This window comes from Fulvivirga sedimenti, assembly GCF_020328055.1.
Genome location: NZ_JAIXNE010000001.1, coordinates 1,127,440 through 1,152,385, shown reverse-complemented (window position 1 = coordinate 1,152,385; position 24,946 = coordinate 1,127,440). Strand labels below are relative to the sequence as shown.

The 24,946-nt window shown below is 45.8% G+C and carries 15 protein-coding genes and 1 tRNA gene; 12 read left to right on the top strand and 4 right to left on the bottom strand.

The window, feature by feature from the left end:
- Positions 1-4 precede the first annotated feature (4 nt).
- The 3 genes from LDX50_RS05390 (at position 5) to LDX50_RS05380 (ending at position 6,539) form a co-directional block, all read left to right on the top strand.
- Positions 5-1,273, top strand: a complete 1,269-nt coding sequence (locus LDX50_RS05390) for a replication-associated recombination protein A (RefSeq protein WP_225697383.1) — start codon at positions 5-7, stop codon at positions 1,271-1,273.
- 245 nt (positions 1,274-1,518) lie between these two features.
- Positions 1,519-4,350 (top strand): PKD domain-containing protein, encoded by a 2,832-nt coding sequence (locus tag LDX50_RS05385; protein ID WP_225697382.1) that lies wholly within the window; start codon positions 1,519-1,521, stop codon positions 4,348-4,350.
- Positions 4,351-4,454: 104 nt separating this feature from the next.
- A complete protein-coding gene (locus LDX50_RS05380) occupies positions 4,455-6,539 on the top strand; it encodes a hypothetical protein (protein WP_225697381.1) in 2,085 nt (694 codons plus the stop codon).
- On the opposite strand, the gene LDX50_RS05375 is transcribed toward LDX50_RS05380, so the two are convergent.
- The 4 genes from LDX50_RS05375 to LDX50_RS05360 all read right to left on the bottom strand — a co-directional run bounded on the left by LDX50_RS05375 (position 6,536) and on the right by LDX50_RS05360 (position 11,297).
- A complete protein-coding gene (locus LDX50_RS05375) occupies positions 6,536-7,048 on the bottom strand; it encodes a hypothetical protein (RefSeq protein WP_225697380.1) in 513 nt (170 codons plus the stop codon). The genes LDX50_RS05380 and LDX50_RS05375 overlap by 4 nt on opposite strands.
- A gap of 343 nt (positions 7,049-7,391) precedes the next feature.
- Positions 7,392-9,935, bottom strand: a complete 2,544-nt coding sequence (locus tag LDX50_RS05370) for an ATP-dependent Clp protease ATP-binding subunit (RefSeq protein WP_225697379.1) — start codon at positions 9,933-9,935, stop codon at positions 7,392-7,394.
- A gap of 109 nt (positions 9,936-10,044) precedes the next feature.
- On the bottom strand, positions 10,045-10,668 hold the full coding sequence (locus LDX50_RS05365) for a WbqC family protein (protein ID WP_225697378.1): 624 nt from the start codon (positions 10,666-10,668) through the stop codon (positions 10,045-10,047).
- Positions 10,668-11,297, bottom strand: a complete 630-nt coding sequence (locus LDX50_RS05360; protein ID WP_225697377.1) for an L-threonylcarbamoyladenylate synthase — start codon at positions 11,295-11,297, stop codon at positions 10,668-10,670. Before LDX50_RS05360 ends, LDX50_RS05365 begins: the two co-directional genes overlap by 1 nt.
- Positions 11,298-11,434: 137 nt before the next feature.
- Here LDX50_RS05360 and mltG point away from each other — a divergent pair, with 137 nt between their 5' ends.
- The 9 genes from mltG (at position 11,435) to LDX50_RS05315 (ending at position 24,939) form a co-directional block, all read left to right on the top strand.
- Complete coding sequence (gene mltG / locus LDX50_RS05355) at positions 11,435-12,493, top strand: endolytic transglycosylase MltG (RefSeq protein WP_225697376.1); 1,059 nt, start codon at positions 11,435-11,437, stop codon at positions 12,491-12,493.
- 1 nt (position 12,494) lies between these two features.
- Entirely contained in the window at positions 12,495-12,905 is a 411-nt protein-coding gene (locus LDX50_RS05350) for an acyl-CoA thioesterase (RefSeq protein ID WP_225697375.1), read from the top strand.
- Positions 12,902-13,867, top strand: coding sequence for a YihY/virulence factor BrkB family protein (locus LDX50_RS05345; RefSeq protein ID WP_225697374.1), 966 nt, complete (start codon positions 12,902-12,904; stop codon positions 13,865-13,867). The genes LDX50_RS05350 and LDX50_RS05345 overlap by 4 nt, the downstream gene beginning before the upstream one ends.
- A 139-nt stretch (positions 13,868-14,006) precedes the next feature.
- A tRNA-Ser gene (locus LDX50_RS05340) sits at positions 14,007-14,091 on the top strand.
- 1,051 nt (positions 14,092-15,142) lie between these two features.
- Entirely contained in the window at positions 15,143-16,477 is a 1,335-nt protein-coding gene (locus tag LDX50_RS05335) for a Gfo/Idh/MocA family protein (RefSeq protein ID WP_225697373.1), read from the top strand.
- A 116-nt stretch (positions 16,478-16,593) separates the two neighbouring features.
- Complete coding sequence (locus tag LDX50_RS05330) at positions 16,594-19,032, top strand: ABC transporter permease (RefSeq protein ID WP_225697372.1); 2,439 nt, start codon at positions 16,594-16,596, stop codon at positions 19,030-19,032.
- Positions 19,025-19,576, top strand: coding sequence for a DUF1572 family protein (locus LDX50_RS05325; RefSeq protein ID WP_338029994.1), 552 nt, complete (start codon positions 19,025-19,027; stop codon positions 19,574-19,576). The genes LDX50_RS05330 and LDX50_RS05325 overlap by 8 nt, the downstream gene beginning before the upstream one ends.
- Before the next feature lie 506 nt (positions 19,577-20,082).
- A complete protein-coding gene (locus tag LDX50_RS05320) occupies positions 20,083-22,044 on the top strand; it encodes an adenylate/guanylate cyclase domain-containing protein (protein ID WP_225697371.1) in 1,962 nt (653 codons plus the stop codon).
- A gap of 735 nt (positions 22,045-22,779) precedes the next feature.
- On the top strand, positions 22,780-24,939 hold the full coding sequence (locus LDX50_RS05315) for a TonB-dependent receptor (protein ID WP_225697370.1): 2,160 nt from the start codon (positions 22,780-22,782) through the stop codon (positions 24,937-24,939).
- The last annotated feature ends 7 nt before the right edge of the window (positions 24,940-24,946 follow it).

The following is a 24,946-nucleotide window of genomic DNA, read 5'->3' as shown; positions in this document are numbered from 1 at the left end:
TCCCATGTTTGAATCAGTCCAGCCATTAGCAGAAAGAATCAGGCCTTCACGGCTGGATGAACTGATCGGTCAGGAGCATCTTACCGGGGAAGGGAGTATTCTGAATCGTGCATTGCGGGCAGGATCGATACCTTCCATGATCCTATGGGGCCCCCCGGGTGTAGGTAAAACGACAATGGCAAACATCATTGCCAATGAATTGAAGACTCCCTTTTATACGTTAAGTGCCATCAATGCAGGTGTAAAGGATGTTCGTGAGGTAATCGATAAAGCACGGCGACAGCAACATGCTATTTTGTTTATCGATGAGATTCACCGTTTCAATAAATCACAGCAGGATGCATTACTGGGGGCGGTTGAGAAAGGCACCATCACGCTGATTGGAGCGACTACTGAGAACCCATCATTCGAAGTAAATGCGGCACTTCTGAGCAGGTGTCAGGTGTACGTTCTGAAATCACTGCAGGAAGAAGATCTCCTTAAATTAATCGATCAGGCATTAAAACGGGATCAGAAATTAAGTGAACGGTCGGTGACTCTTGAAGAAACCCAGGCATTACTGAATATCAGTGGGGGAGATGCGCGGAAGTTGCTCAATTTGCTGGAACTCGTTATTCAGAATACACAGGATCAGGAAGTCATTATTACGAATGAGCTGGTGAAATCGGTGGCTCAGCAGCGGGTTGCCATCTACGACAAGAGTGGTGAGCAGCACTATGATATTATTTCGGCATTTATCAAATCATTGCGCGGCAGTGATCCGAATGCGGCACTGTATTATATGGCCCGGATGATAGAGGGCGGGGAAGATGTAAAATTTATTGCCCGACGGATGCTGATCCTGGCATCAGAAGATATTGGGATGGCCAATCCGACCGCCCTGGTGATCGCTACCAGTACTTTTCAGGCGGTCACGATGATCGGTTATCCGGAAGCTGAGATCATATTGTCACAGTGCGCTGTTTACCTGGCCACTTCGCCGAAAAGTAATGCCAGTTACCTGGCAATAAAAAAGGCCAGGTCGGTGGTGCGGGAAACGGGTGACCTGGATGTTCCCATGTCTATACGGAACGCTCCCACTCGGCTCATGAAAGATCAGGGATATGGACAAGGCTATAAATATGCCCATGATTTCAGTGGAAATTTTGCGGAAATGGAGTTCCTGCCGGGTGAGATCAGGGGCTCCAAATTATACGATCCCGGCAATAATCCACGGGAAGAAGAAATCCGCAAACGATTGCGGAACCTTTGGAAGTCCAAATATGGTTATTGAACCCTGGTAACCGCATTCTAACGGACTGATATTCAATTCATCTTAAAATATGTTATCACATCTAATGCCCTCACCATTTATAGTGATATTCTGCAATTCATCGAATCTATTTTCATCCTGCATATAAAGTAAATCTTTTGTCATTTCAATAGTACAGTTTTGCACCGTTCAGTGAGGGTGAGCTTCAGATATTTAGGGTGATCCAAGAGCTGAATAATTATCCAACCATAAAATTACAGGTAAGAATGAAGAATGTACTATTGAGTGTTTTGTTGTTATGTGTTGTTGTCTTTAGTGCACAAGCTCAGTTATACAGCAATGCAGACATCAAGCACCACAATATCGTGAGCATTAATAGGTATCCGATCAATGGATACCTGGAGCATTTACCCCCTGGCTATAATTCAAACCCTACAAAGAAGTATCCTATGATCGTGTTCCTTCACGGACAGGGAGAAAAGGGTGATGGCAATATAAAACTTTATCTGGCTGCTAAATTCGGCCCTTCTATCGAGGTCGAAAAGAATGGAAAGCTATGTGCGACGGTGAATGGAGTAGAGGAGTGTTTCATCGTGATTTCGCCGCAGACATCGGCCGACTGGAGTGCTGGTTCGCAGCGTCAGTTTTGGGATTACATCCTTAACGGACCGAAGAATTACCGGTACGATCCCGAAAGAATTTACCTGACAGGTCTTTCTCTTGGCGGTGGCGGAGTATGGAACTGGGCACAAAGCGGAGACCCCCTTTCTAAAAGAATAGCTGCAATGGCGCCTATCGCAGGATGGGGAGCACCCAACCTGGCTTGCAATGTGGCTGACGCCCAAATTTCTGTTTGGGGTTTTCATGGAACTGCTGATGGAACCATCAGTTATTCCTGGGGAAAATCAGCCTATGATGCATTATTGCAGTGTAATAACGTAGGGAACCGCGATCGAAAATGGTCTGCAATTCAGGGAGGAAGCCACTTTATCTGGAACCAGATATATCCGACGAATGGAGGCAATTTTACCAATCCAACCCTGTATCAGTGGTTTTTATCACAAACGAAAACCCAGACAAACAATCCGAATAATCAGCCCCCAACAGTTAGCGTGAGTGGTCCGGGAACATTAACCCTTCCGACCAATTTTACTACCATTACTGCTACTGCTTCGGATCCTGATGGACAGATATACAATTATACATGGCGAAAAGTAAGTGGTCCAAGTGCTTCGTTGTCGAACACCGACAAGAATAAGCTGACTGTTACCAACATGGTTCAGGGTACGTATACCTTTGAGATTTCTGTAATGGATAACGATGGTGCTACTGCCAAGGCGACGGCTACTGTAGTTGTAAATGGAGGTGCCGTTGCGAATCAGGGCCCGACAGTAAATGCCGGGGCTGACAGGACTGTTGACGAGGGTGCGAATGTTGTAATGGCGGCATCGGCCAGCGATGCAGATGGATGGATCGCACAGTATGCATGGACGAAAATCAGTGGACCTGCAGTAACATTGCAGAATCAAAATAAATTAAATATGACGATGGTTGCGCCTCAGCCTGGTACCTATGAGTTCCAGTTGAAGGTAACTGATGACGATGGTGCGACTGCGCAGGACAGGGTAATCATTACGGTGAAGCAGGTAACTCCTCCCACGGGTACATTCACGGTCTCTGCGGGAAGTGATTTTACGTGGGATTTGAATGAAAAGGGTTCTGAATTTTTTGTGATAGTTAATTTCGACATTCCCGGTGGATGGCCGAGTAAGATCGAATGGAAAAAGGTTTCCGGTCCGGCAGCTACGCTTTCACAAACAGATAAAGCTCGTTTAATTGTTTCCAATGTAACAGCTGGTGCTTATGAATTCGAAGTGACGATAACTGATAACCTGGGACGTACAGGAACCGACAGGGTTGTAGTTACCGTTACCGGAAGTTCTTCCACCACACCTCCTGCCAATGGCATGACTGTATCTGCCGGCAGTGACATAACATGGAATCTGGATGAACAGGGGAATGAGTTCTTCCTGATCGTTAATTTTGACATACCCGGTGGATGGCCTACAAAAATTGAATGGACAAAAGTTTCAGGTCCGGCAGCTATCCTTTCTCAAACAGATAAAGCAAGGTTGATTGTAACAAACTTTGGTCCCGGAACCTATGAATTTGAAGTAACCATTACTGATAATTTAGGTCAGACAGGATCAGATAGGGTGATTGTTACCGTTGTGGGCAGTGGTTCTACGAATCCTCCTTCAGGAATTTCGGTATCAGCAGGGGATGACTTTGACTGGGATCTAGCACGCGGACAGTTCTCCATTATTGCTAATTTTAATATTCCTGATGGCTGGCCTGAGGAGATTCTTTGGACTAAGGTTTCAGGGCCTGCTGCAACTTTGTCGCAGACCAACAAAGCAAGATTGGTTGTAGATAACGCAACGGTGGGAACGTATGAATTCCAGATCTGGGTAAGAGACAACAAAGGAAGAACAGCGACCGACCGTGTTAGGGTTAATGTTTCCGGATCATCGTCATCATCAGGATTTACGGTTTCTGCAGGTGCGGATATCGAATGGGATGTAAATCGCGGAGATTTCTTCCTGCTCGTAACGCTCAACATGACCGAAGGATGGCCAGATAATATTAAATGGCAAAAAATCTCAGGTCCTGCAGCAACACTTTCGCAAACGGATAAAGCGAAGATGATCGTTTCAAATCCCTCTGTTGGAAATTATCAATTCAGAGTAACTGTTACAGATAATATGGGACGCGTTGCTTCCGATGATGTGAATGTAATTGTTTACAATGGCCTTGTCACCACTATGGCGAGCTCTGATGATCTTACGAATGAGATTCAGGTTCAGAATCAAACGGTTATCAAGAATTTCAGCACATCCAGTGATTACCTCACGATTGTTGAGAATGCAGACATGGCAATGAAAATACAGGTGATCAACATCAATGGTACTTCCAGAGAAATGCTTGAATTTGACGGTCAGATGAACCTGGCCAGATTGCAAAGTGGAATGTACATTTACCAGGTGATTACCGAAGAAGGATTTGTTCTTCAAAAAGGACGTATAGTCAAATATTGATTTTTTAAACTAACCTGAATGATGAAAGGCCCCGCTATATCAGTGGGGCCTTTTGTTTTGGAGGATATTGGCGGTTGGACCTTTTACATGTATCTTTATTCTGTATGGGATCGTCTGTTCAGTTAGCATATCCGGTAGAATTTATATTGCTGTGCATTGCCGCGGGATTTGTGTATGCATATCTGCTGTACAAGCGATCTGCCCCATGGAGTATGGCCATCAACCGCATGTTATTTGGCCTTAGATGGATTACAGTGACAATCCTTGCCGTTCTTTTGCTGGCTCCTGTACTTCGGCAGATTCAGAACTATACCGAAAAACCAACAGTAGTCCTTGCCGTTGATAATTCTTCATCCATCCGAGCTCTTTATGACAGTGCGGCATTGCGATCGATCTATGAGCAAGTAAAAACATTGGCAGATCAATTGGCGGATCAGGATTATGTGGTTCAGTTTGCAACCCTCAATGGAATGCAGGATAATCCGGATAGTATTGTGTTCTCGCAGGAGAAAAGTAACCTGGATATCATGATGAGGGATATCCGTAATGACTATGAAGGGAAGAATTTACAGGAGGTGATTTTACTGAGTGATGGAATCTACAATGAAGGTGTTTCGCCGGCATACAGAACATTTCCCTTTCAGGTAACAACGGTTGGGCTTGGCGATAGTACTGCAAAGAAGGACATCCGGATTGAATCACTCACATACAATAAGATTGCCTATGAGGGAAATAAGTTTCCGTTGGTCGTTTCGCTCCATCAAAACGGATATGACGGCACCCGCGTCCAGGTAACAGTTTTTAACAAGGGCAGCAATGTTGCGTCAGAGAATATCCTGTTTGACGACGGGATGGCGCTGAAGGATGTAAATATTCTCCTGGATGCAGGGGAAAAGGGCATACAGCGATATGTGGTACAGGTTAGTGAATTGCCCGATGAATTTATTTCAGAAAATAACCGTGCAGATGCGTATGTAGAGATCATTGAAGGAAAACAAAAAGTCTGCCTTGTAGCCGCTACGCCTCACCCGGATCTGTCGGCAATCGTTGAATCGCTTCAGAGCAATTCAAACTATGAAGTGGAATTGTTTATCATGAGTATTGCTGATGATCGGGACGCTTTCCTCAGGAGGAATGAACCCACCGATCTTTTTATTCTTCATCAGCTGCCGTCACGGCGGTATCCCATGAATTGGTCAGAAAAACTGGCCGGAGGATCTGTATTATATGTGTATGGTCCACAGACCGATCTTGATGCATTGTCATCGCTAAATGACTATTTTCAGATCCAGACATATGCCGGGGAGTTTGACCAGGTAACGGGCGTGATCAACCCTTCATACCTTCCTTTTACCTACAGTGATGATTTCCTTCAGATGTTGTCTCAATTTCCCCCACTTGTAACACCTTTTGGTGAAATAAATCTGAATGGAGAGGCACAGGTTATGATGTACCAAAAGGTTGGTAGTATTGAAACCGGCAAACCGCTCGTGATGACCATGGAGCGGGATGAAATAAAAAGCGGTATCATAATTGGGTCGGGAATGTGGCAATGGAAACTTACGGATTATGCGAAAAATAAGGATAATACCAATTTCAATGAGTTTGTCCAGAAGCTTGTTCAGTATTTGTCTACCCGTGCTGATAAAAGGCGCTTCCGTTTATTTCCGCTGAAAGAATCCTATACAGAAGGGGAGGACGTGATATTTGATACGGAAGTCTATAATGAACTATATGAACGCGTATTCGGAAATCGGATAAACCTTACGATACGTGAGTCGAACGGTGAAGAGCAAACTTACAGCTATGTGACAAGTGAAGGAAACAGCCGTTATACCGTAGCCGGATTGAAGGAGGGGGTTTATTCGTATTTTGCAAGTACCGATCTTGAAGGTTCTACTGAACGTGTATCAGGAGAGTTCGTTGTACAGAAGTTAAACCTGGAGTCGATGCGTCTCACGGCCGACTTCAATCTTCTCAGACAAATATCAGAGAAGAACGGAGGTGAATTCTACCTTTGGGATGAAATCGAAAACCTAAAGAATGATCTGGATTCCAAAGAGGCACAGGGAATTATCTTCAGCGAAGAAAAATACCTGTCGGCCATTAATCTGACATGGATTTTCCTGCTGATAGTATTGCTGATATCAGTGGAATGGGTTGTTCGAAAATATTACGGCTCCTACTAATCCAGATAGTTTGCAGGAATTGGAAACTCAGTGGTCTCTGCCTGCCAGAAAATGTTGAGTACCCACCACCGGTTGCCATCGTAGAGGAGTTGTATGCTGTTAATTCCGCGGTTAAAGGGCTTTTCATCCTTTTCTGAATGATAAGATTCATAGGTACTGAAGAGCTGAACTATATTTCCAAAACGATCTGTCTTTCTGCTGATCTCTTTTTCAAAAAATCCATTCTCTTCCAGGTATGCTCCAGAGGTTTCAACATATTGGGCAGGGGTCATTACCCGGTAACCTGTTTTACCCTCCTGGTTCTTGCCTGAAGGAATCAGGTGTGCCTCGGGTATGAAAAGGTATTTGAACAATTCCCAGTCCCGGGCTTCTCCCTTTTCTCCTGAAATAACAGCATAGAGGGTTTCGATGGTGCTGTCGATGGTTTTTACCTTGCTTGAATAATCGGGTTGCTGTGCCATGGCCGCAGTTGATATAAGTACGATGATTATGGTTAGGATTGGTTTCATATTCGATGCAGTTTATATACAAGTTATGGAATAAAATTTTTATTACAACAAATGAAGGATGGACGGTTTTTCACATGGCTTGACTTTTAACACGACACCTACGACCAGGACAGGGGAAACTGATTTCTCATCCAGATCGTCATCCCGGTATAACCTCCCGGCTTTGAACCGGAAGTCGGACCGGTCTGCCTGCCGGCGAGGCAGGGATCTGTGCTGTGAAGCAATCAAATAGGGTCTGACGGAACCCCAAATTACGACCAGGAGAAACCTTTACGATCTATTGACAAACGACAACAAAAAAGGCCGTCCTTTTGAGACGGCCCACTTTAAGATTCAGGGATTTTTATTCTTCTTCTTTTTCTTCCTTCTTGGTACCCCGTGGTTTCTTAACCTTCAGGCTAAGATTTTCGGATTTACCGTCATAATCTGCGACGATGGTTGCACCTTCTTCCAGATCACCTTTCAGGATTTCCTCAGCCACAGCGTCTTCCAGATATTTCTGGATGGCGCGATTCAATGGTCTTGCACCATATTGCGGATCATAACCTTTTTCAGCAAGGAAATCCTTTGCTTTATCGGTCAGTTCCACTTTGTAGCCAAGGTCATGAATTCGCTTGAAGAGCTTATCGAGTGTGAGATCAATGATCTTATGAATATCCTCACGCTGCAGTGAATTGAAGACAATTACGTCGTCAAGACGGTTCAGAAATTCCGGACTAAATGCTTTCTTCAGAGCACTTTGAATGGTGGATTTCATGATCTCGTCTTCACTGGTTTTTCGTGCACTGGTTGAGAATCCAATTCCTGCGCCGAAATCCTTCAGGTCACGAACTCCAATATTGGAAGTCATGATGATGATTGTGTTTCTGAAGTCAACCCGTCTTCCTAATCCGTCTGTTAAGATACCATCATCCAGTACCTGGAGAAGAATATTGAAAACATCAGGGTGCGCTTTTTCAATTTCGTCCAAAAGCACTACACTATATGGCTTCCTGCGAACCTTTTCGGTAAGCTGACCGCCTTCTTCATATCCAACATAGCCAGGAGGTGCACCGACGAGTCTGGATACGGAGAATTTCTCCATGTATTCACTCATGTCGATCCGGATAAGGCTGTCCTCCTTATCGAAAAGATAGGTGGAGAGAACTTTCGCAAGTTCCGTTTTACCAACTCCTGTAGGCCCGAGGAATATGAAAGATCCGATAGGCTTTTTGGGGTCCTTCAGTCCCACACGTGTGCGCTGAATCGCCTTGGTCAGTTTCTTGATTGCTTCATCCTGGCCAATGACCCGACCGCTTAGTTCTTCTCCCATGGTGAGCAATTTCTTGCTTTCCTTCTGGGCGATACGTTTCATTGGAATGCCGGTCATCATTGCGATCACATCAGCAACATTATCCTCATCAACCGTGTAGCGCTTGCTCTTGGTTTCTTCTTCCCACTCCGATTTTGCCTGATCCAGCTGTTCGATAAGCTTTTTCTCTTTATCTCTCAGTCGGGCGGCTTCTTCGTATTTCTGGCTCTTAACGACCTTATTCTTCTCGTCCTTTACATCTTCGATCGCTGCTTCCAGCTTAATGATGTTTTCAGGAACATGAATGTTATTGATGTGTACGCGGGCACCGGCTTCATCCAGTACATCTATCGCTTTATCGGGCAGATAGCGATCTGAAATGTATCGGTCTGATAATTTCACACAGGCCTCAATGGCTTCCGGGGTATAATTTACATGGTGATGCTCCTCGTATTTCTCCTTGATGTTATCAAGGATCTGAATCGTTTCCTCAGGTGTGGTAGCATCTACCATGACCATCTGGAATCGACGGGCGAGGGCACCGTCTTTTTCAATATACTGACGGTATTCGTCCAGCGTTGTGGCACCGATGCATTGAATTTCACCCCGTGCAAGTGCTGGTTTGAACATGTTGGATGCATCCAGCGAACCGGAAGCTCCACCTGCACCAACGATCGTATGAAGCTCATCGATGAACAGGATCACTTCAGGAGATTTCTCCAGCTCGTTCATCACTGCTTTCATGCGTTCTTCAAACTGACCGCGATATTTTGTGCCTGCCACCAGTGATGCAAGGTCCAGTGTTACCACACGTTTTCCGAAAAGAACACGGGATACTTTCTTCTGAACGATGCGCAGTGCAAGTCCTTCGGCGATGGCAGTCTTACCAACACCGGGTTCCCCGATAAGAATCGGGTTGTTCTTTTTCCTTCGGCTCAGGATCTGTGCGACACGTTCGATTTCTTTCTCGCGTCCCACGATGGGATCCATCTTGTCGTCTTCTGCAAGTTTGGTAAGATCGCGACCGAAATTATCCAACACAGGCGTCCTGGATTTTTCTGTCCCTTTCTTTTCCTTACCTCCGGAAGATCCGCCGCCTCCAAAGATTTTGGAGCTGTCATCATCCGGATCATCGGTATCGGATGATGCCATCGGATTTTCGGTTTGATATTCGAGTAGTTCTTTCACAACGTCGTAGTTCACGTCAAATTTTTCTAAGATCTGAGTGGCAATATTATCTTCGTCACGCAGGATGGACAGTAACAAATGTTCTGTTCCGATCAGCTGACTTTTGAATATTTTAGCTTCGAGATAGGTAATTTTGAGGACCCGTTCAGACTGTTTGGTAAGCGGAATATTGGCAAGATTTTTCACATCGTGCGTTGCCGTTCCTTTGGAGACTTTTTCAATTGCTCCACGAAGTTCATCGAGTGGAATGCCAAGTTTCTTTAACAGCCCAACTGCCACCCCTTCACCTTCACGGATCATCCCTAAAAGGAGGTGTTCCGTACCAATATAGTCATGCCCAAGCCTCAGGGCCTCCTCTCTGCTGAGAGAAATGACCTCCTTAACTCTGTTCGAAAATTTAGCTTCCATAGTTGAGCAATTCTAATAGTGACTTACGTAAATGTATGATATATCAAAAAGAATTACCATACAACAACAAATTAATTCTATGTAAAAACACGCACAATCTTGCATTTGTTCAGACCCCGGCAGAACTCTTTAAAACCGATAGTGCATTAGGTCCTTCACATGACAAAAGATCGACGATACTGAGGTTTGGAACAAAGTTTTTGCCAAAAACCTGGAGATACGGTACCGGACGGTAAAATGAACGTTCCTGGTATCCGGATTTGGGCTCAATAACCGATCTGAGGTCGTTAATCGACGAATCCGGCTCATTTTCATACATCCCGGTCCATTCCAGCATTATGTCAGCCCCCAGCCATTTAAGACATAATGTCAGAAAGGGAAATGTGTAATCGATCAGGAAATCCGTCTTATTCTGAAACATTTGTTCCAGTTCTGGTGCATAAAATTCAAAAAAGGGCGCATTGCCGTACGCCGAACGGATGCTTTTCCAATGTTGTTTTTTCCAGGGTTGCCGCGTGTCGGTGCGAAGATCCTTTACCGGTGTTTTCGATCTGCCTTTCACCACCGGGATATTTAACATCTGAACATTATTGCCTCCCAGGATGTAGCTCCTGCTGCGATACGTTTGTTTGATGAAATGCTCGTGCCGCTCCAGCCTGACGGATTCATGCTGCAGCAGGCAACAGAAATATTCGAGTGATGGCAGATAATGTACGTCAATAAGTGCCTTCATCAGGCAAATTCACGGATATCGCCGAGTCCTTCACGGACAATGATAAATTCGTCCTGTGTACAATCCACAACGGTTGAGGGAATAATTCCACTTGGGCCTCCGTCGATCACCAGGTCCACCTGGTTTTTAAACGTGTCATAAATGATCTCCGGATCTGTGATGTATTCACGGATATGGTCGTCATCCTTGATCGAAGTGGTCATAATTGGATTTCCCAGTTCCTTTACAATCTGCCGGGGAATATTATTGTCAGGGATCCGGATTCCCACTGTTTTTTTATTCACTCCCAATATTTTCGGCACGTTGTTATTCGATTCGAGAATGAATGTGAACGGACCGGGCAGTGATTTTTTCAATAGTTTAAAGTCGGGTGTATCCAGGCGCTTTACATAATTGGAAATATCGCTCAGGTCGTAACATATGAAAGAAAGGTTCATCTCCTTGGGCTTCAGCCCTTTCAACTTCATCAACCGGTCAATCGCCTTTCTGTTGAACAGGTCGCAAACAATGCCATATACGGTATCCGTCGGGCAAATGACTAATCCGCCATTACGGAGGATTTCTACAGCTTGACGAACTTTCTGCATTTCAGGATTCTCCTGATACAGTTTCATGTAATTAGCGGACATAATCGTATAGTGTTTATATCAATAAATTTACGCCATAATTCGCGATATATGAATTAACCAACACGGGTTTACGTTGGGTATTTCAGGAATAAGTGACTATTTGTGTCGAATTCTTATTTTTGCTGAAATTTTTTAAAATGAAACGGAAGAAGATATTTGTTGTATTCCTCCTGTTGTTCAGTATCCTGCTTACGAGTTTTGGTTTCTGGACCTATCAGATGCTCTACTCTCCCAATATTCTTGTAGATCGCGAAGACAGAACACTGATCGTTCCCAGGGGCGAAACTTTTAAATCATTGCAGAGCCGGTTATATGATGCCAACATCGTGAATGACATGGTATCCTTCAGTTTCCTGGCCAAGCTCATGAATTATGATGAGCAGGTGAAGCCGGGCCGCTATGTGATGGAAGCTAATATGACCAACCTTCAGGCTATTCGTATGCTGCGTGCCGGAAAGCAGGAACCTGTGAATATAACCTTTAATAATGTCCGCCTGATCTCTGATCTGGCACCAAAGATCACGGCCAATATCCTGCTTACGGAGGATGAATTCAATGACGCCCTGAACGCTTATGTGGCTAATAATGATGAAGGCTTCAATCATGAGAGTATTATTGGAATGTTCATTCCAAATACATATGAGGTATATTTCGATATAACTGCGGATGGTTTGATTGAGCGGATGAACCGGGAGTATCACAATTTCTGGAATGAGGAACGACTTGCGAAAGCCGACAGTCTGGGGCTCACCCCGGCGGAAGTATCGGTGCTGGCGTCGATTGTGCAGGCCGAAAGCATCAAGCCTGATGAGAGTCCGGTGATTGCCGGTCTGTATATCAACCGGTTGAAGCGGAATATTGCGCTTCAGGCGGATCCAACGTTGGTGTTTGCTTCAGGTGATTTCACCCTTAAGCGGGTACTGAATGTGCATAAGGAAATTGATTCTCCCTACAATACCTATATGTATCCCGGACTTCCTCCTGGTCCGATTAACATGCCTACGATCCGGACACTGGATGCGGTTCTGAATTACGAGGACCATTCATACCTGTATATGTGTGCAAGGGAGGATTTCTCCGGTTATCACAATTTCGCGACCAATCTGAATCAGCATCTGATCAATGCGCAGCGGTATCAGCGTGCGCTTACCATTGAGCAGAGAAAAGCCCGTGCGCAGGCGGCCCAAACCAACTGATATGTACAGACACGAAACTCAGATCCGCGTACGATATGCAGATACAGACCAGATGGGCTATGTGTATTACGGGAATTATGCTGCCTATTATGAGATCGGAAGGGTAGAGAGTCTGCGGGCACTGGGGTTGTCCTACAAAACAATGGAGGAGGACGGATACATTATGCCGGTGCTGGAGAATAAGTCGAAATTCATCGCACCGGCGCTGTATGATGAATTACTAACGATTCATACGATCATCAGGGAAATGCCCCGTGTTCGGATCATCTTTCATTATGAAATTTACAATGAATCCGATAAATTGATTCATACAGGAGAAACCACGCTGGTGTTTGTAGATAAGAAGACAAACAGGCCTTGTCAGCCACCTGAAAATATGACTAACTTGCTGGCGTCCTTCTTTCCGAAATGAAACAACGTCTATTCGACTATATCACCCAACACTCCTGGTATAAGAACCTGATTCATACACTGAAAAATATTCGCTTCAGTAGTAAGGATGACCTGTCGCTGTATCGTATCATTCATGTTTTTATTGAGAAAATTTCACGTGATGAAATCATTGAAAGGGCCAACGCGGTGGCATTCAATTTTACAGTGGCGATCTTTCCGGGGATAATCTTCCTCTTCACGCTAATCCCCTACATACACCAGGTGATTCCTGAAGTAAGCCAGGAAAATATCATGGAGTTTATCAGCAATTTCATGACGCCCGATATGTACGGTACGGTTTACCTGACGATAGAGGATATTGTGGGAAACACGCGGGGCGGACTGCTAACTTTTGGTGCATTGTTCTCATTGTACCTGGCTACGAATGGAATGCTTTCGCTGATGCGGGCCTTTAATGCCTGTTACAGCACCATTGAAAAACGTGGATTTTTTAAGATGAGGCTTGTAGCTACAATGCTCACTATTATGTTCGCGGTGATCCTGATTACGGCTACATTGCTGGTTGTGGGAGGAAATATTTTGCTCAATAATGTTCAGTCGGTCGAATGGATCAACTTTGAGAATTACAATTTTGCCCTGATTTTCATCCTTCGGTTCATCATCATTTTCTCATTTTTCTTTTTTGGAATTTCATTCGTTTATTATTTCGGACCATCGGTACATTACAATTGGCGGTTCTTTTCGGTAGGCTCGTTCATTGCCACATTACTTTGTATAGGCGCTGTTTATGTCTTTACCTTCTACCTGGAGAATTTTGCGACCTACAATAAGTTGTACGGTTCACTGGGTGTTCTCATCGCATTGATGCTGTTCATTGAAATACTGAGCATTATTGTGCTCGTTGGCTACGAAATCAATGCCAGTATTCACAAAGCCCACAGTATGACAGGTGATCAGCTTCCGCTGGAATATGAAGACTAAATTTTTATACACATATTTCCGCTCTTTGCAGGGCTATTAAAAATCAAACGGATGAAAATTTTATGCCTATACCCTTTGCGTAAAGCAAAATTAAAAATACATTTGCAGTCCGATTTGAAAGAACTCGGTTAAATAACACAGAGGAGTGGCAGAGTGGTCGAATGCGGCGGTCTTGAAAACCGTTGTACCGCGAGGTACCGGGGGTTCGAATCCCTCCTCCTCTGCATCCAAAAGCCAACCCGTGAAAACGGGTTGGCTTTTTTTATGCCCCGGAGCGAACAGAGCTCGCTCTGGGGAGCGATGGGGCATGAAAAAAGTAAGTGCCACAAAGTGGCGCTGGCTTTTGGATGCGAAGCCACCCCAATGGGATCGGCGATGGCACATCGCCAATCCCAGTTTGAGCATACAGTTTGAGGATACAGGGTATTGATTAAACGGTGATTCGATGACGATTTAAGTGGAAGTGGCGCTGGCTTTTGGATGCGAAGCCACCCCAATGGGATCGGCGATGGCACATCGCCAATCCCAGTTTGAGCATACAGTTTGAGGATACCGGGTATTGATTAAACGGTGATTCGATGACGATTTAAGTGGAAGTGGCGCTCGCTTTTGGATGCAAAGCCACCCCAATGGGATCGGCGATGGCACATCGCCAATCCCAGTTTGAGCATACAGTTTGAGGATACCGGGTATTGATTAAACGGTGATTCGATGACGATTTAAGTGGAAGTGGCGCTCGCTTTTGGATGCAAAGCCACCCCAATGGGATCGGCGATGGCACATCGCCAATCCCAGTTTGAGCATACAGTTTGAGGATACCGGGTATTGATTAAACGGTGATTCGATGACGATTTAAGTGGAAGTGGCGCTCGCTTTTGGATGCAAAGCCACCCCAATGGGATCGGCGATGGCACATCGCCAATCCCAGTTTGAGCATACAGTTTGAGGATACCGGGTATTGATTAAACGGTGATTCGATGACGATTTAAGTGGAAGTGGCGCTCGCTTTTGGATGCAAAGCCACCCCAATGGGATCGGCGATGGCACATCGCCAATCCCAGTTTGAGCATACAGTTTGAGGATACCGGGTATTGATTAAACGGTGATTCGATGACGACTTAAGTGGAAGTGGCGCTGGCCCGCTTGCGGGTAACAAGTAACAAGGAATAGGGCATGGCTGAACAGGTAATCTTTTTGTATTCTACGAGTACCCCCATCCAAATTTTGCTTTCACGCATAAAATTTTGATCTTATACCATCACCAACTTTTCAGCCATGTCACCCAGCTACAACCGACGAAAATTCCTTTCCAGTGCCGGCGCTCTCACCCTTGGGGCCGGACTCTTTCCCATCAATGCCGCACTCGCAAAATCCCGGAAATCCGCAGTTGGAGCCGCGGATAAAATTCGAATCGGCCTGATAGGAGCCAGGGGAATGGGATTCTATATCCTCGAAAATGCCATGAAACAACCCGAGGTGGAATGCGTCGCCCTCTGTGATATTGACGATTCCGTGCTCGCGGCCCGCTCCCAGCGTGTGCTTGAATTCCAGGAAACCAAACCAAAGACTTATAAAGACTTCAGGAAACTCCTCGATAACAAGGACGTGGATGCCGTGATCATCGGAACACCGGATCACTGGCATTGCCTGATCATGATCGAGGCATGCAAGGCCGGCAAAGATGTATATGTCGAGAAACCCATGGCCAACAGCCTGGCCGAACTGGACCAGATGGTGGCGGCCGCGAACAAATATAACCGTGTCGTTCAGGTGGGGCAGCAACAGCGAAGTGCACCCCAATGGATGGATGTGATGGAATTTATTAAATCCGGAAAAATCGGACAGCTCAGGCAGGTGAATGTCTGGGCCAATTTTGAATATGGCAGGGGACCGGAGAAACTCCCCGACAGCCCCGTACCCGAAGGCGTGGATTATGACATGTGGCTCGGGCCCGCACCTGAAAGATCCTTCAATCCGAACCGTTTCCATGGAACCTGGAGAATGTTCTGGGATTATGGGGGAGGGCTCGTCACCGACTGGGGCGTTCACCTCATAGACATGGCACTTTGGGCAAAAGATGTCGACTACGCGCCGATCGCCGTGAGCGCATCCGGGGGCAACTATGCTTTTCAGAATTATGCCCATGAGACCTTCGATACCATGAGCGTTACCTGGCAGATGAAGGATTATGTGATGAACTGGACGAATATCGCCGGGGTGAATAACGGTCCGTATGGCAAGAATTACGGACTTGAATTTGTAGGAAATGATGCCACCATTTTTGCCAACCGGCAAGGGTGGGAAGTCCATCCTGTTATTGAAAACGGTGCCTACAAAGTGCCGCCAATCCCGCCGCGTGGTGGAAGGGAACACCATGAAGAGCATGTACAAAATTTCCTCGCATGCATACGGTCCAGGGAAACGCCGAACTGTCCTGTGGAAAACGGCAGGCTGGTGGCTCAATACGCCCATATGGGTAATATCGCCCTCCGAAGCAATAGCAGACTTGAGTGGGATGCAACATCAGGCTCATTCGGCAAAGACCATCCGGCCAATGCTTTCATCAAGCCAGAATACCGGAAACCATGGAAATTTCCGAAGATCAGCTGATCTGAACATGTAACAGTCACTACTTTCATCCTGAAAGGTCGGATGCATTGATGAACGGCTGAACATGGCAGTACCTTTTCACGTAAAAAATAATACCTTCAACAACAACCAAAAAGATGTTCCTACGCTTCCTGAGCACCGCCTGGCGTAATATTGTCAAGCACAAGGTATTTTCTGTTATTAATTTTATTGGACTTTCCATTGGGATCGCACTTACCGTGCTCATTTTCATTTATGTGCGGGAAGAAGTGAATTACGATCGTTTCCAAAGCAAACTGGACAGAATTTATCGAATTAAATATTCGCTGCCCTCCCAGAACATGGAGCTCGCAAGTTCACCACCACCCATAGCCCCGCGTCTTCCGGAATACTTTTCAGATGTCGAATCAGTGGCTCGTCTCTTTGGCAGAAGTGCCAGTATCAAAAGGAGTGGCTCCAGTGAAATTTATGAGGAGGAATCAGTCTATTTCGCAGATACTACTTTCCTGAATATTTTCGATCTCGAATTTATACAGGGATCTCCGGATGAGGCCTTCAGGGAGAATACAGTTCTCCTCACCGATGTCACGGCGACAAAATATTTTGGTGCAGAAAATCCGATCGGACAATCACTCAATTTTTCCGGCAGAATTGACTTTGAAGTTGTCGGAGTGGTAAAGGAATATCCATCGAACAGCTCGATTCATTTTTCCATGCTGCTTCCCTATGAAAATATGTTTGATCTTGAAGAAGATCAGACCTCTGCGATCATGCGCCAAAATCTGGAGCGGAATTTCGTGATCAGCCATTCATTTACCTACATTCTCTTAAAGGAAGGCTCAGATCCCTCCGCCATCGATAAAGGCATGGATGATTTCATGAAAGAATTCGCGCCCGAACAGATGCAGGTTGGCCAGGTATTTACGCTCTTTCCATTGAAGGACATTCATATGGAATCGACTCTTCTGGCAGAGCCTGAAGCCACCAACAGCTGGTCGACTATATACCTCTTTATCGCCGTAAGCCTTCTCACACTCGCCATCGCCAGTATAAACTATATCAATCTATCCACAGCTCAGTCGTTTTCACGCGTGAAGGAAATCGGGGTTCGGAAAGTAATGGGCTCCGACAAGCGCCAACTGATATTTCAGTTTCTTACGGAAGCCTTTCTCTTTGTAGGCGTATCGGTGCTGGTTGCCCTTTTCCTGGTGAATCTGAGCATACCCATTCTGAATGATCTCACGAATAAAAATTTTATCTTTTCCGAGGTCATGGATGGTCAGCTCATTTTACTCCTGTTGGCCCTGATCCTTATACTCACAGTACTGGCAGGCAGTTACCCGGCATTTTTTGTAACCGGTTTCAATACTGTAAATGCGCTCAAAGGGAGTAAGCTTCAGGCAACAGGGGGCGGAAAACTGCTGCGGCGTTCACTGGTCGGATTCCAGCTCTTGGTAACAAGTTTCCTGCTGGTAGCCGCGCTGATCATATTGCAGCAGCTGAATTTTATAAATAATAAGGCGTTGGGCTTCGACAAAGAAAGAATTGTAATGATCAGTCTGTTCAGCCAGAATCTGAACAACATATTTTCAGGCACAGATACGACATTCCAAACACGTCTGAAGACATATGCTGATGAATTGAAAAGCCAGTCATTCATCGGTTCTTCTACAAGGTTATCATCTGAAGTCGGAAGTGGAATTTCATTTCGGGGTACTGTTCCGGAAGGATTTACCCCGGAAGATAATATGTTTCATGCCAACCTTAAGATTGATTATGACTTCTTCGAAACGTTCGAAATTGAGATAGTTGCCGGAAGACCTTTAAGCCAGGAGTATGCGTCCGATGCTACAGAAGGGTTTATGGTGAATGAAACTGCCGTGCGTGAATATGGATGGGGAAATCCTCAGGATGCAATTGGCAAAACGTTTAACCTCGAAGGAAAGATAGGTACGGTTGTGGGCGTGATGAAGGATTTTCATTTCATGGGACTTACACAACCATTAACGCCATTATCGGCGGATATCAGTGCCTTTGGCTCACCCTTACTGGCGGTAAAAGTAATTGGTGATGATCTGCCTGGTGCGATCTCATTCATGGAAGATACATGGAATGAGCTTTTCCCGGAAAAAACATTTGAATATTCGATGCTGGATGAAAGTTTGGCCAACCAATATGAGGCATACAAGGATTTCGGCATGATCATAGGTTATTTTACCCTCATTGCCATCGTGATTTCGTGCATGGGTCTCTACGGAATGATCTTGTACAATGTACAACGCAGACAAAAGGAAATCGGCATCAAAAAAGTCCTGGGAGCTAACGTCGGACTGATCCTTTCCCAGATGTATAAGGAATTCCTGATCCTCGTGATTGTCGGTTTTTTACTGGCTATTCCATTGTCATACTACGCGGTTTCAGATTGGCTTGATTCTTTTGTTTATAGTATTGAAATAAGTCCGGTCGAATATTTAATAGGCCTGGTGATTATTGTTGTACTGGTTTTTGCCACCATCAGCCGGACAGCGCTGGTCGCGGCCTTATCGAACCCGATCGATGCGATCCGGAGTGAATAGACTAATTAACATGGAGCAGGAATATATCAACAGTATTTTAAAGCAGTTTGAAAACTATAAATCGGTTGGCGAAAAAACTTTTGAACAGCTCACCGACGAGGATCTTTTCTGGCAATATCATCCGGAGTGCAATTCAATCGCCATTATTGTTAATCACCTGTGGGGAAATATGAAATCCAGGTGGACTGATTTCCTCACATCGGACGGCGAAAAAGAATGGCGGCAGCGTGACCTCGAGTTTGAATCGGTCATTCAGTCACGGGATGAGATGATGACCAAATGGAACGATGGGTGGGATTGTCTATTTACGGCGCTTCACTCCATCACACCAGAGAACTTTAATACAGAGGTTTTTATCCGAAATCAATCTCATTCTGTTATGGAAGCAGTGAACCGGCAATTTGCGCACTATACCTATCATATCGGACAAATCGTATATGTTGGACGTATGATCAAGGGAGGCGACTGGAAAAGCCTGACGATCCCCAGGGGAGATTCTACCAGTTTTAATGATAAGATGTTTTCGAAAGGGGCAGGAAAGTAGTCAGTAGTCAGCGCCAAAGGCGTCCGCCTCTGGCGGATAGTCAGTAGTCAGCGCCAAAGGCGTCCGCCTCTGGCGGATAGTCAGTAGTCAGTAGTCAGTAGTCAGTAGTCAGTAGTCAGTAGTCAGGCTGTCTGTCTGCAAACCTGCAAACCATGAGGAGATCCCTGCCTACCGGTTTACCCACCGGAGTGACAGCGTAGGTGGGCAGGCAGGCCTGCCCGACTCCGGGCTAAACCCGGAGTTCCGCCGGGATGACGATTGGGGAGGGGCATCCCGTACCACTCCGAAGGTGTTCCTGTCTGTCCTGCTGAAAGCCATTTCCGTCCCAATAGGGACGGCGTATGGGTAGAAAACGGAATTATTAAAAAATCCCGTGCCGTTAGGTACGGCGCATGACGGCTCATAAATGTTCGTGATCCCATAAACATTTCCATAATTCCTGTCTTTTTACTTTATTACAACATTCACGGTCGCACACCTGACCTGACCGCAGTAACAAAGCATCTATGCGTAACCTCATTCTCCTGCTTCTTGCAGGTTTACCATTCACATTGGCCTCGCAGCAACTCGAAGGAATACAGTACGTCGATAGTCTGTACCGTGAACTCCTCGCCAACCCCGACAGCATCCATGTTTATGATCTGAACGGTCCGGTATTTAGCCTGGCTCAAGGCAACAAGGATACCACGATCTTTTATGCCAAGGAAATGATCCGTATTTCCGAACAAATCGACTATCGAAAGGGAGAGGCGCTGGGGTATAATAATCTCGGACTTGCTTACGAGATCAACGGGGACATTGACACAGGCCTGATTTATTATCATAAGGGTGCTGAAATTGCCATTGGGCTTACGGGTAGTCCAAAAACAGCAGCCAATATTTATAACAATATCAGCATTGCTTATTCCTATAAAGGTGAAATGGAAAAGTCCATAGAGTACCTGCTCAAAACCATTAGCCTGGCTGAATCCATTCAGGATACCTCGCAGATGGCAACCGCTTACAATAACCTCGGCTTACGTTATCTGCAAATGAATTCGCCCAACATCGCGATAGGATACCTGAACAGAGCACTGAATCTGAATGAGGCTGCCGGCAATAGGCGTAAGCTGGCATTGAATTATATGAATTATGGAAATTCATTTGTAATGCTGGAGTCCTATGATACCGGGACGTATTACATTCAGAAATCAATCCGGCTCTTTAACGAGACTGGTCAGGATTATGACCGCCTGATCGCCTATCAATTGCTCGCGAATATGTTTTACGTGCGTGATATGTATGATTCATCAGGATATTATAACCAGCTGGCGATCGATTTGGGAGGACAGCTCGACGATCCTGTTTCACGCAGCGACAGTGAACGGTTACAGGCTATGTTGCTGATGAAATCCGGCAACTACGATGATGCGATACCTATCCTGGAAAAGGCAACTGCTTTTTCAGAAAGTATAGATTACCAGGCTCAGATGGCCGAAAATTACAAATACCTGGGGATGGCCTATGCTGCTGTCGGCGACAATGAACGGGCACAGAAATATTTTTTCCTGCGGATTGAATATATGGATTCGGTTATTTCAAAGAAGTCAGATGAGGCACAGATGAAACTCGCCGAATACCAGGAAGAAAAAAACCGGCAGGCCCTGGACGCACTTGAAAAAGATGCCGAAATTCAGCGTCTGAGGGCTGACCGTTCAGAGACCATCAACTGGGCAGCTGCGATTCTTGGGGTGCTGCTTGTGGTTCTCCTCATCGGCCTTTATAACCGTTACCGGTTTATCAACAGCACGAATAAGATCATTGAAAAGGAACGGGACAGGTCCGAGAAGCTGTTATTGAATATTCTCCCTCAGCAGATAGCCGAAGAGCTCAAAGAGAATGGTAAAGCCGAGGCGCGGTTATACAATGAGGTGACAATTCTTTTTACCGACTTTAAAAATTTCACCCAATTCGCCGCCGGGTTAACCCCATCGGAGCTTGTTTCTGAAATTGATCGCTGTTACCGGGCATTTGATGAGATCATCGGTAAATACCAGATTGAGAAAATCAAGACAATTGGGGATGCTTATATGGCGGCCTCCGGACTGCCGGAAGCCAACACCGGTCACGCCCTTGATATGGTGAAGGCTTCGGTTGAAATTCAGGAATACATGCAAAAGAACATTGCACTCAAGAAGGAGAAAAACGAGCCTTACTTTGAGATTCGCATTGGTCTTCATAGCGGTCCTGTCGTGGCCGGAATCGTGGGGATCAAGAAATTCGCCTACGACATCTGGGGGGATACAGTCAACATTGCCTCAAGAATGGAGTCCAACAGCCTTCCGGGAAAGATCAATATTTCAGAATCGACCTATAACCTGGTTAAGGACCACTATGTGTGCTCGCCACGTGGATTAATTGATGTGAAAGGTAAAGGAGAGCTGATGATGTACTTTGTTGAAGAGGAGGTAGATGTAGTCAGCGCCTAAGGCGTCCGCCTCTTGCTGATAGTCAGCCTGCCTGCCGGCAGGCAGGTAGTCAGTAGTCAGTAGTCAGGCTGTCTGTCTGCAAACCTGCTAACCATGGGGAGATCCCTGCCTACCGGTTTACCCACCGGAGTGACAGCGTAGGAGGGCAGGCAGGCCAGTGGAACTCCGGGTTTAGCCCGGAGTCGGGCCGGAATCTCGACGTGGATAGACGGAAAACTTGATCCAATGTTGCATTAAGAGGATCCTGAAAATCACCATTCCCGTCCTGTAGGGACGGCGTATTGGTAGCTAATGATGTCATCTAAGAATTCCATGCCGTAGGTATGGCGTATTGGTAGTAGGATTCCCCATCCCATCGGGACGGCAAATCGGTAACAAAAGATGTTCAAAACAATCCGGTACCGTGGTCTCGTTTAACGCGTGCCGAAGGTACGCTCGGTATGTAGAAAAGGACGTTGTTTGCGATTGCGTGCTGAAGGTACGCTCCGTCTATAAAATGATTCCCCTGAAATGGGATAGATATTAATTATCCTGAATGCCTACCTGCAAACCATGGGGAGATCCCTGCCTACCGGTTTACCCACCGGAGTGACAGCGTAGGAGGGGATGACGATTAGGGGGAATGGACGGCGCATGGGTAAACCTACAACTCATCCCTAAAATTCGACAGTTCAGTAATCTTTTTTTCTAAAGCAGCCGCTTTGTTCCAAAATTTGATTCATGAAAACGGCGAAAATGAATCGAATTGCAATCATACTGGTGGCGCTGCAGTTCATCTTTCTCACAGGAGCCCTCGCTCAGGCAACCCTGCAAGGCCAGGTCTTTGATAAAAAAGGCAGCCCGGTCATCGGGGCCAGCGTTTACATTTTTGAAAGCTACGACGGTACCAGTACAGATACTTTGGGAAACTTCAGTTTTGAAACAACCCTGGAAGGTGTGCAGTTGCTGATCATAAGCTATATGGGATATCGCGAAACGCAGATTCCCTTAAATCTTGTTGGTTCAACTTCACCTCAATTTCTAACGATAGAAATCGCAGAGGATATCATGCAGATGGACCCGGTCGTGATCGCCGCAGGTAGCTTTGATGCGGGTGCCGGAAGCAAAGGAGAAGTTTTGAAGCCTCTCGATATTGTGACAACGGCAGGAGCCACGGCTGATATCGCAGGCGCACTGAATACTTTGCCAGGTACCACAACCGTCGGCGAAGAAGGACGGGTATTCGTTCGCGGTGGTGATGGTGATGAAACTATGACGTTTATCGATGGTCTTGCTGTTCTGGATAGCTATTCCACAACCATACCGAATGTGGCCACGAGGTCACGGTTTTCGCCCATGATGTTCAGTGGAATGAGTTTTTCCACCGGCGGTTATTCGGCGGAGTACGGGCAGGCACTTTCATCTGCATTGATTCTGAATACGAAAGATGTTGCCGGTACCGATCGCACCGATATTTCGTTGATGACGGTGGGCGTTGATGTTTCCCGAACACAAACCTGGGAGAATTCCTCGCTGGCAGCCAAACTCGAATACACAAATCTGACACCCTATTTCGCGCTTTTGAATCAACGCATCGACTGGGATCATGCACCTGAATCCATCGAAGCAAATGCTGCATACCGGTATGAGAAAGATGATTTTGTGCTGAAGACCTACTTCAAAGGGAATCATTCTTTCATGGATGTAAATCAGCAACCTGTTGGCCAGGATACGGCGCTGCCAACGGGTATCCGCAACAATTACCTGTATTTGAACACATACATGTCTGATAAGATCTCTGATAACCTGTACTACCGGGGAGGTATATCATACACCCGTTCAAATACTTCCATTTATCAGAATCCATCACGAATCAATGAAAATCTAAATGGGCTGCATGTGAAGACTGCGGTTTTTTATGATCCGGTTAATACGCTAACTATCAATGCCGGCAATGAAGTATTTATCAATGAATTCGGGTTTATGCATCGTGATGAGGGTTCTCTCACCGAAATTGATCTTACCCGTAAAGCGATTCTGAATGCCACGTTCGTAGAAGCAAACTGGGCCCTTCATAAAAATATTTCCATACGTTCGGGTGGACGTCTCGAATATAATTCCCGAATAAATGAATGGTCGTTCGATCCCCGGATATCCGCCGGATTTCGTTTGGGAGAAATGGGACAGCTCAGTGCTGCATGGGGAATATTCCGTCAGCGGCCCCGCACCGAATTTGTTCTGCGGGAGGAGCAAATCGGACAGGAAAAAGCTTCACACCTCATCTTAAGCTATCAGATTACGCGCAAGGAGCGGACACTTCGTCTGGAAGGCTACAGCAAAAAATACAACGACCTCGTTAAGGAGGGTCCTGAAAATGTGCTGCTCAACACTGGAGACGGCTATGCAAAAGGAATCGACCTTTTCTGGAGGGATCCTAAGACATTCCGGAATGTCGATTACTGGATCAGCTATTCCTACCTGGATTCAAAACGCAACTACCTGGATTTTCCACAGCAAAGCATTCCCAATTTTGTAAGTACGCATAACCTCTCGGTCGTTTACAAGCACTGGTTTCAGCCACTGCGAAGCCAGCTGGGCCTTACCTACACATACGGCTCGCCGCGCAGGTATAATGATCCCAATCTAACAACATTCAACAGTGAAAAGACTAATGCCTATCACAATCTGAGCATGAATATCAGCTACCTGATGAAGCCTAATGTGATTATCTATTTCAGCATGACCAACCTCACCGGAAGGAAAAATGTATTCGGCTATGAATTTGCAGATCAGCCGAACCAGGAAGGCAGGTATATAGGTCAGGAGATCGTTCCTCCTGCCGATCGCTTCCTTTTCCTGGGAATATTTATCACCCTGTCGAAGGGTAATGCAATGAACCAATTACCAAATCTATAAATCAGAA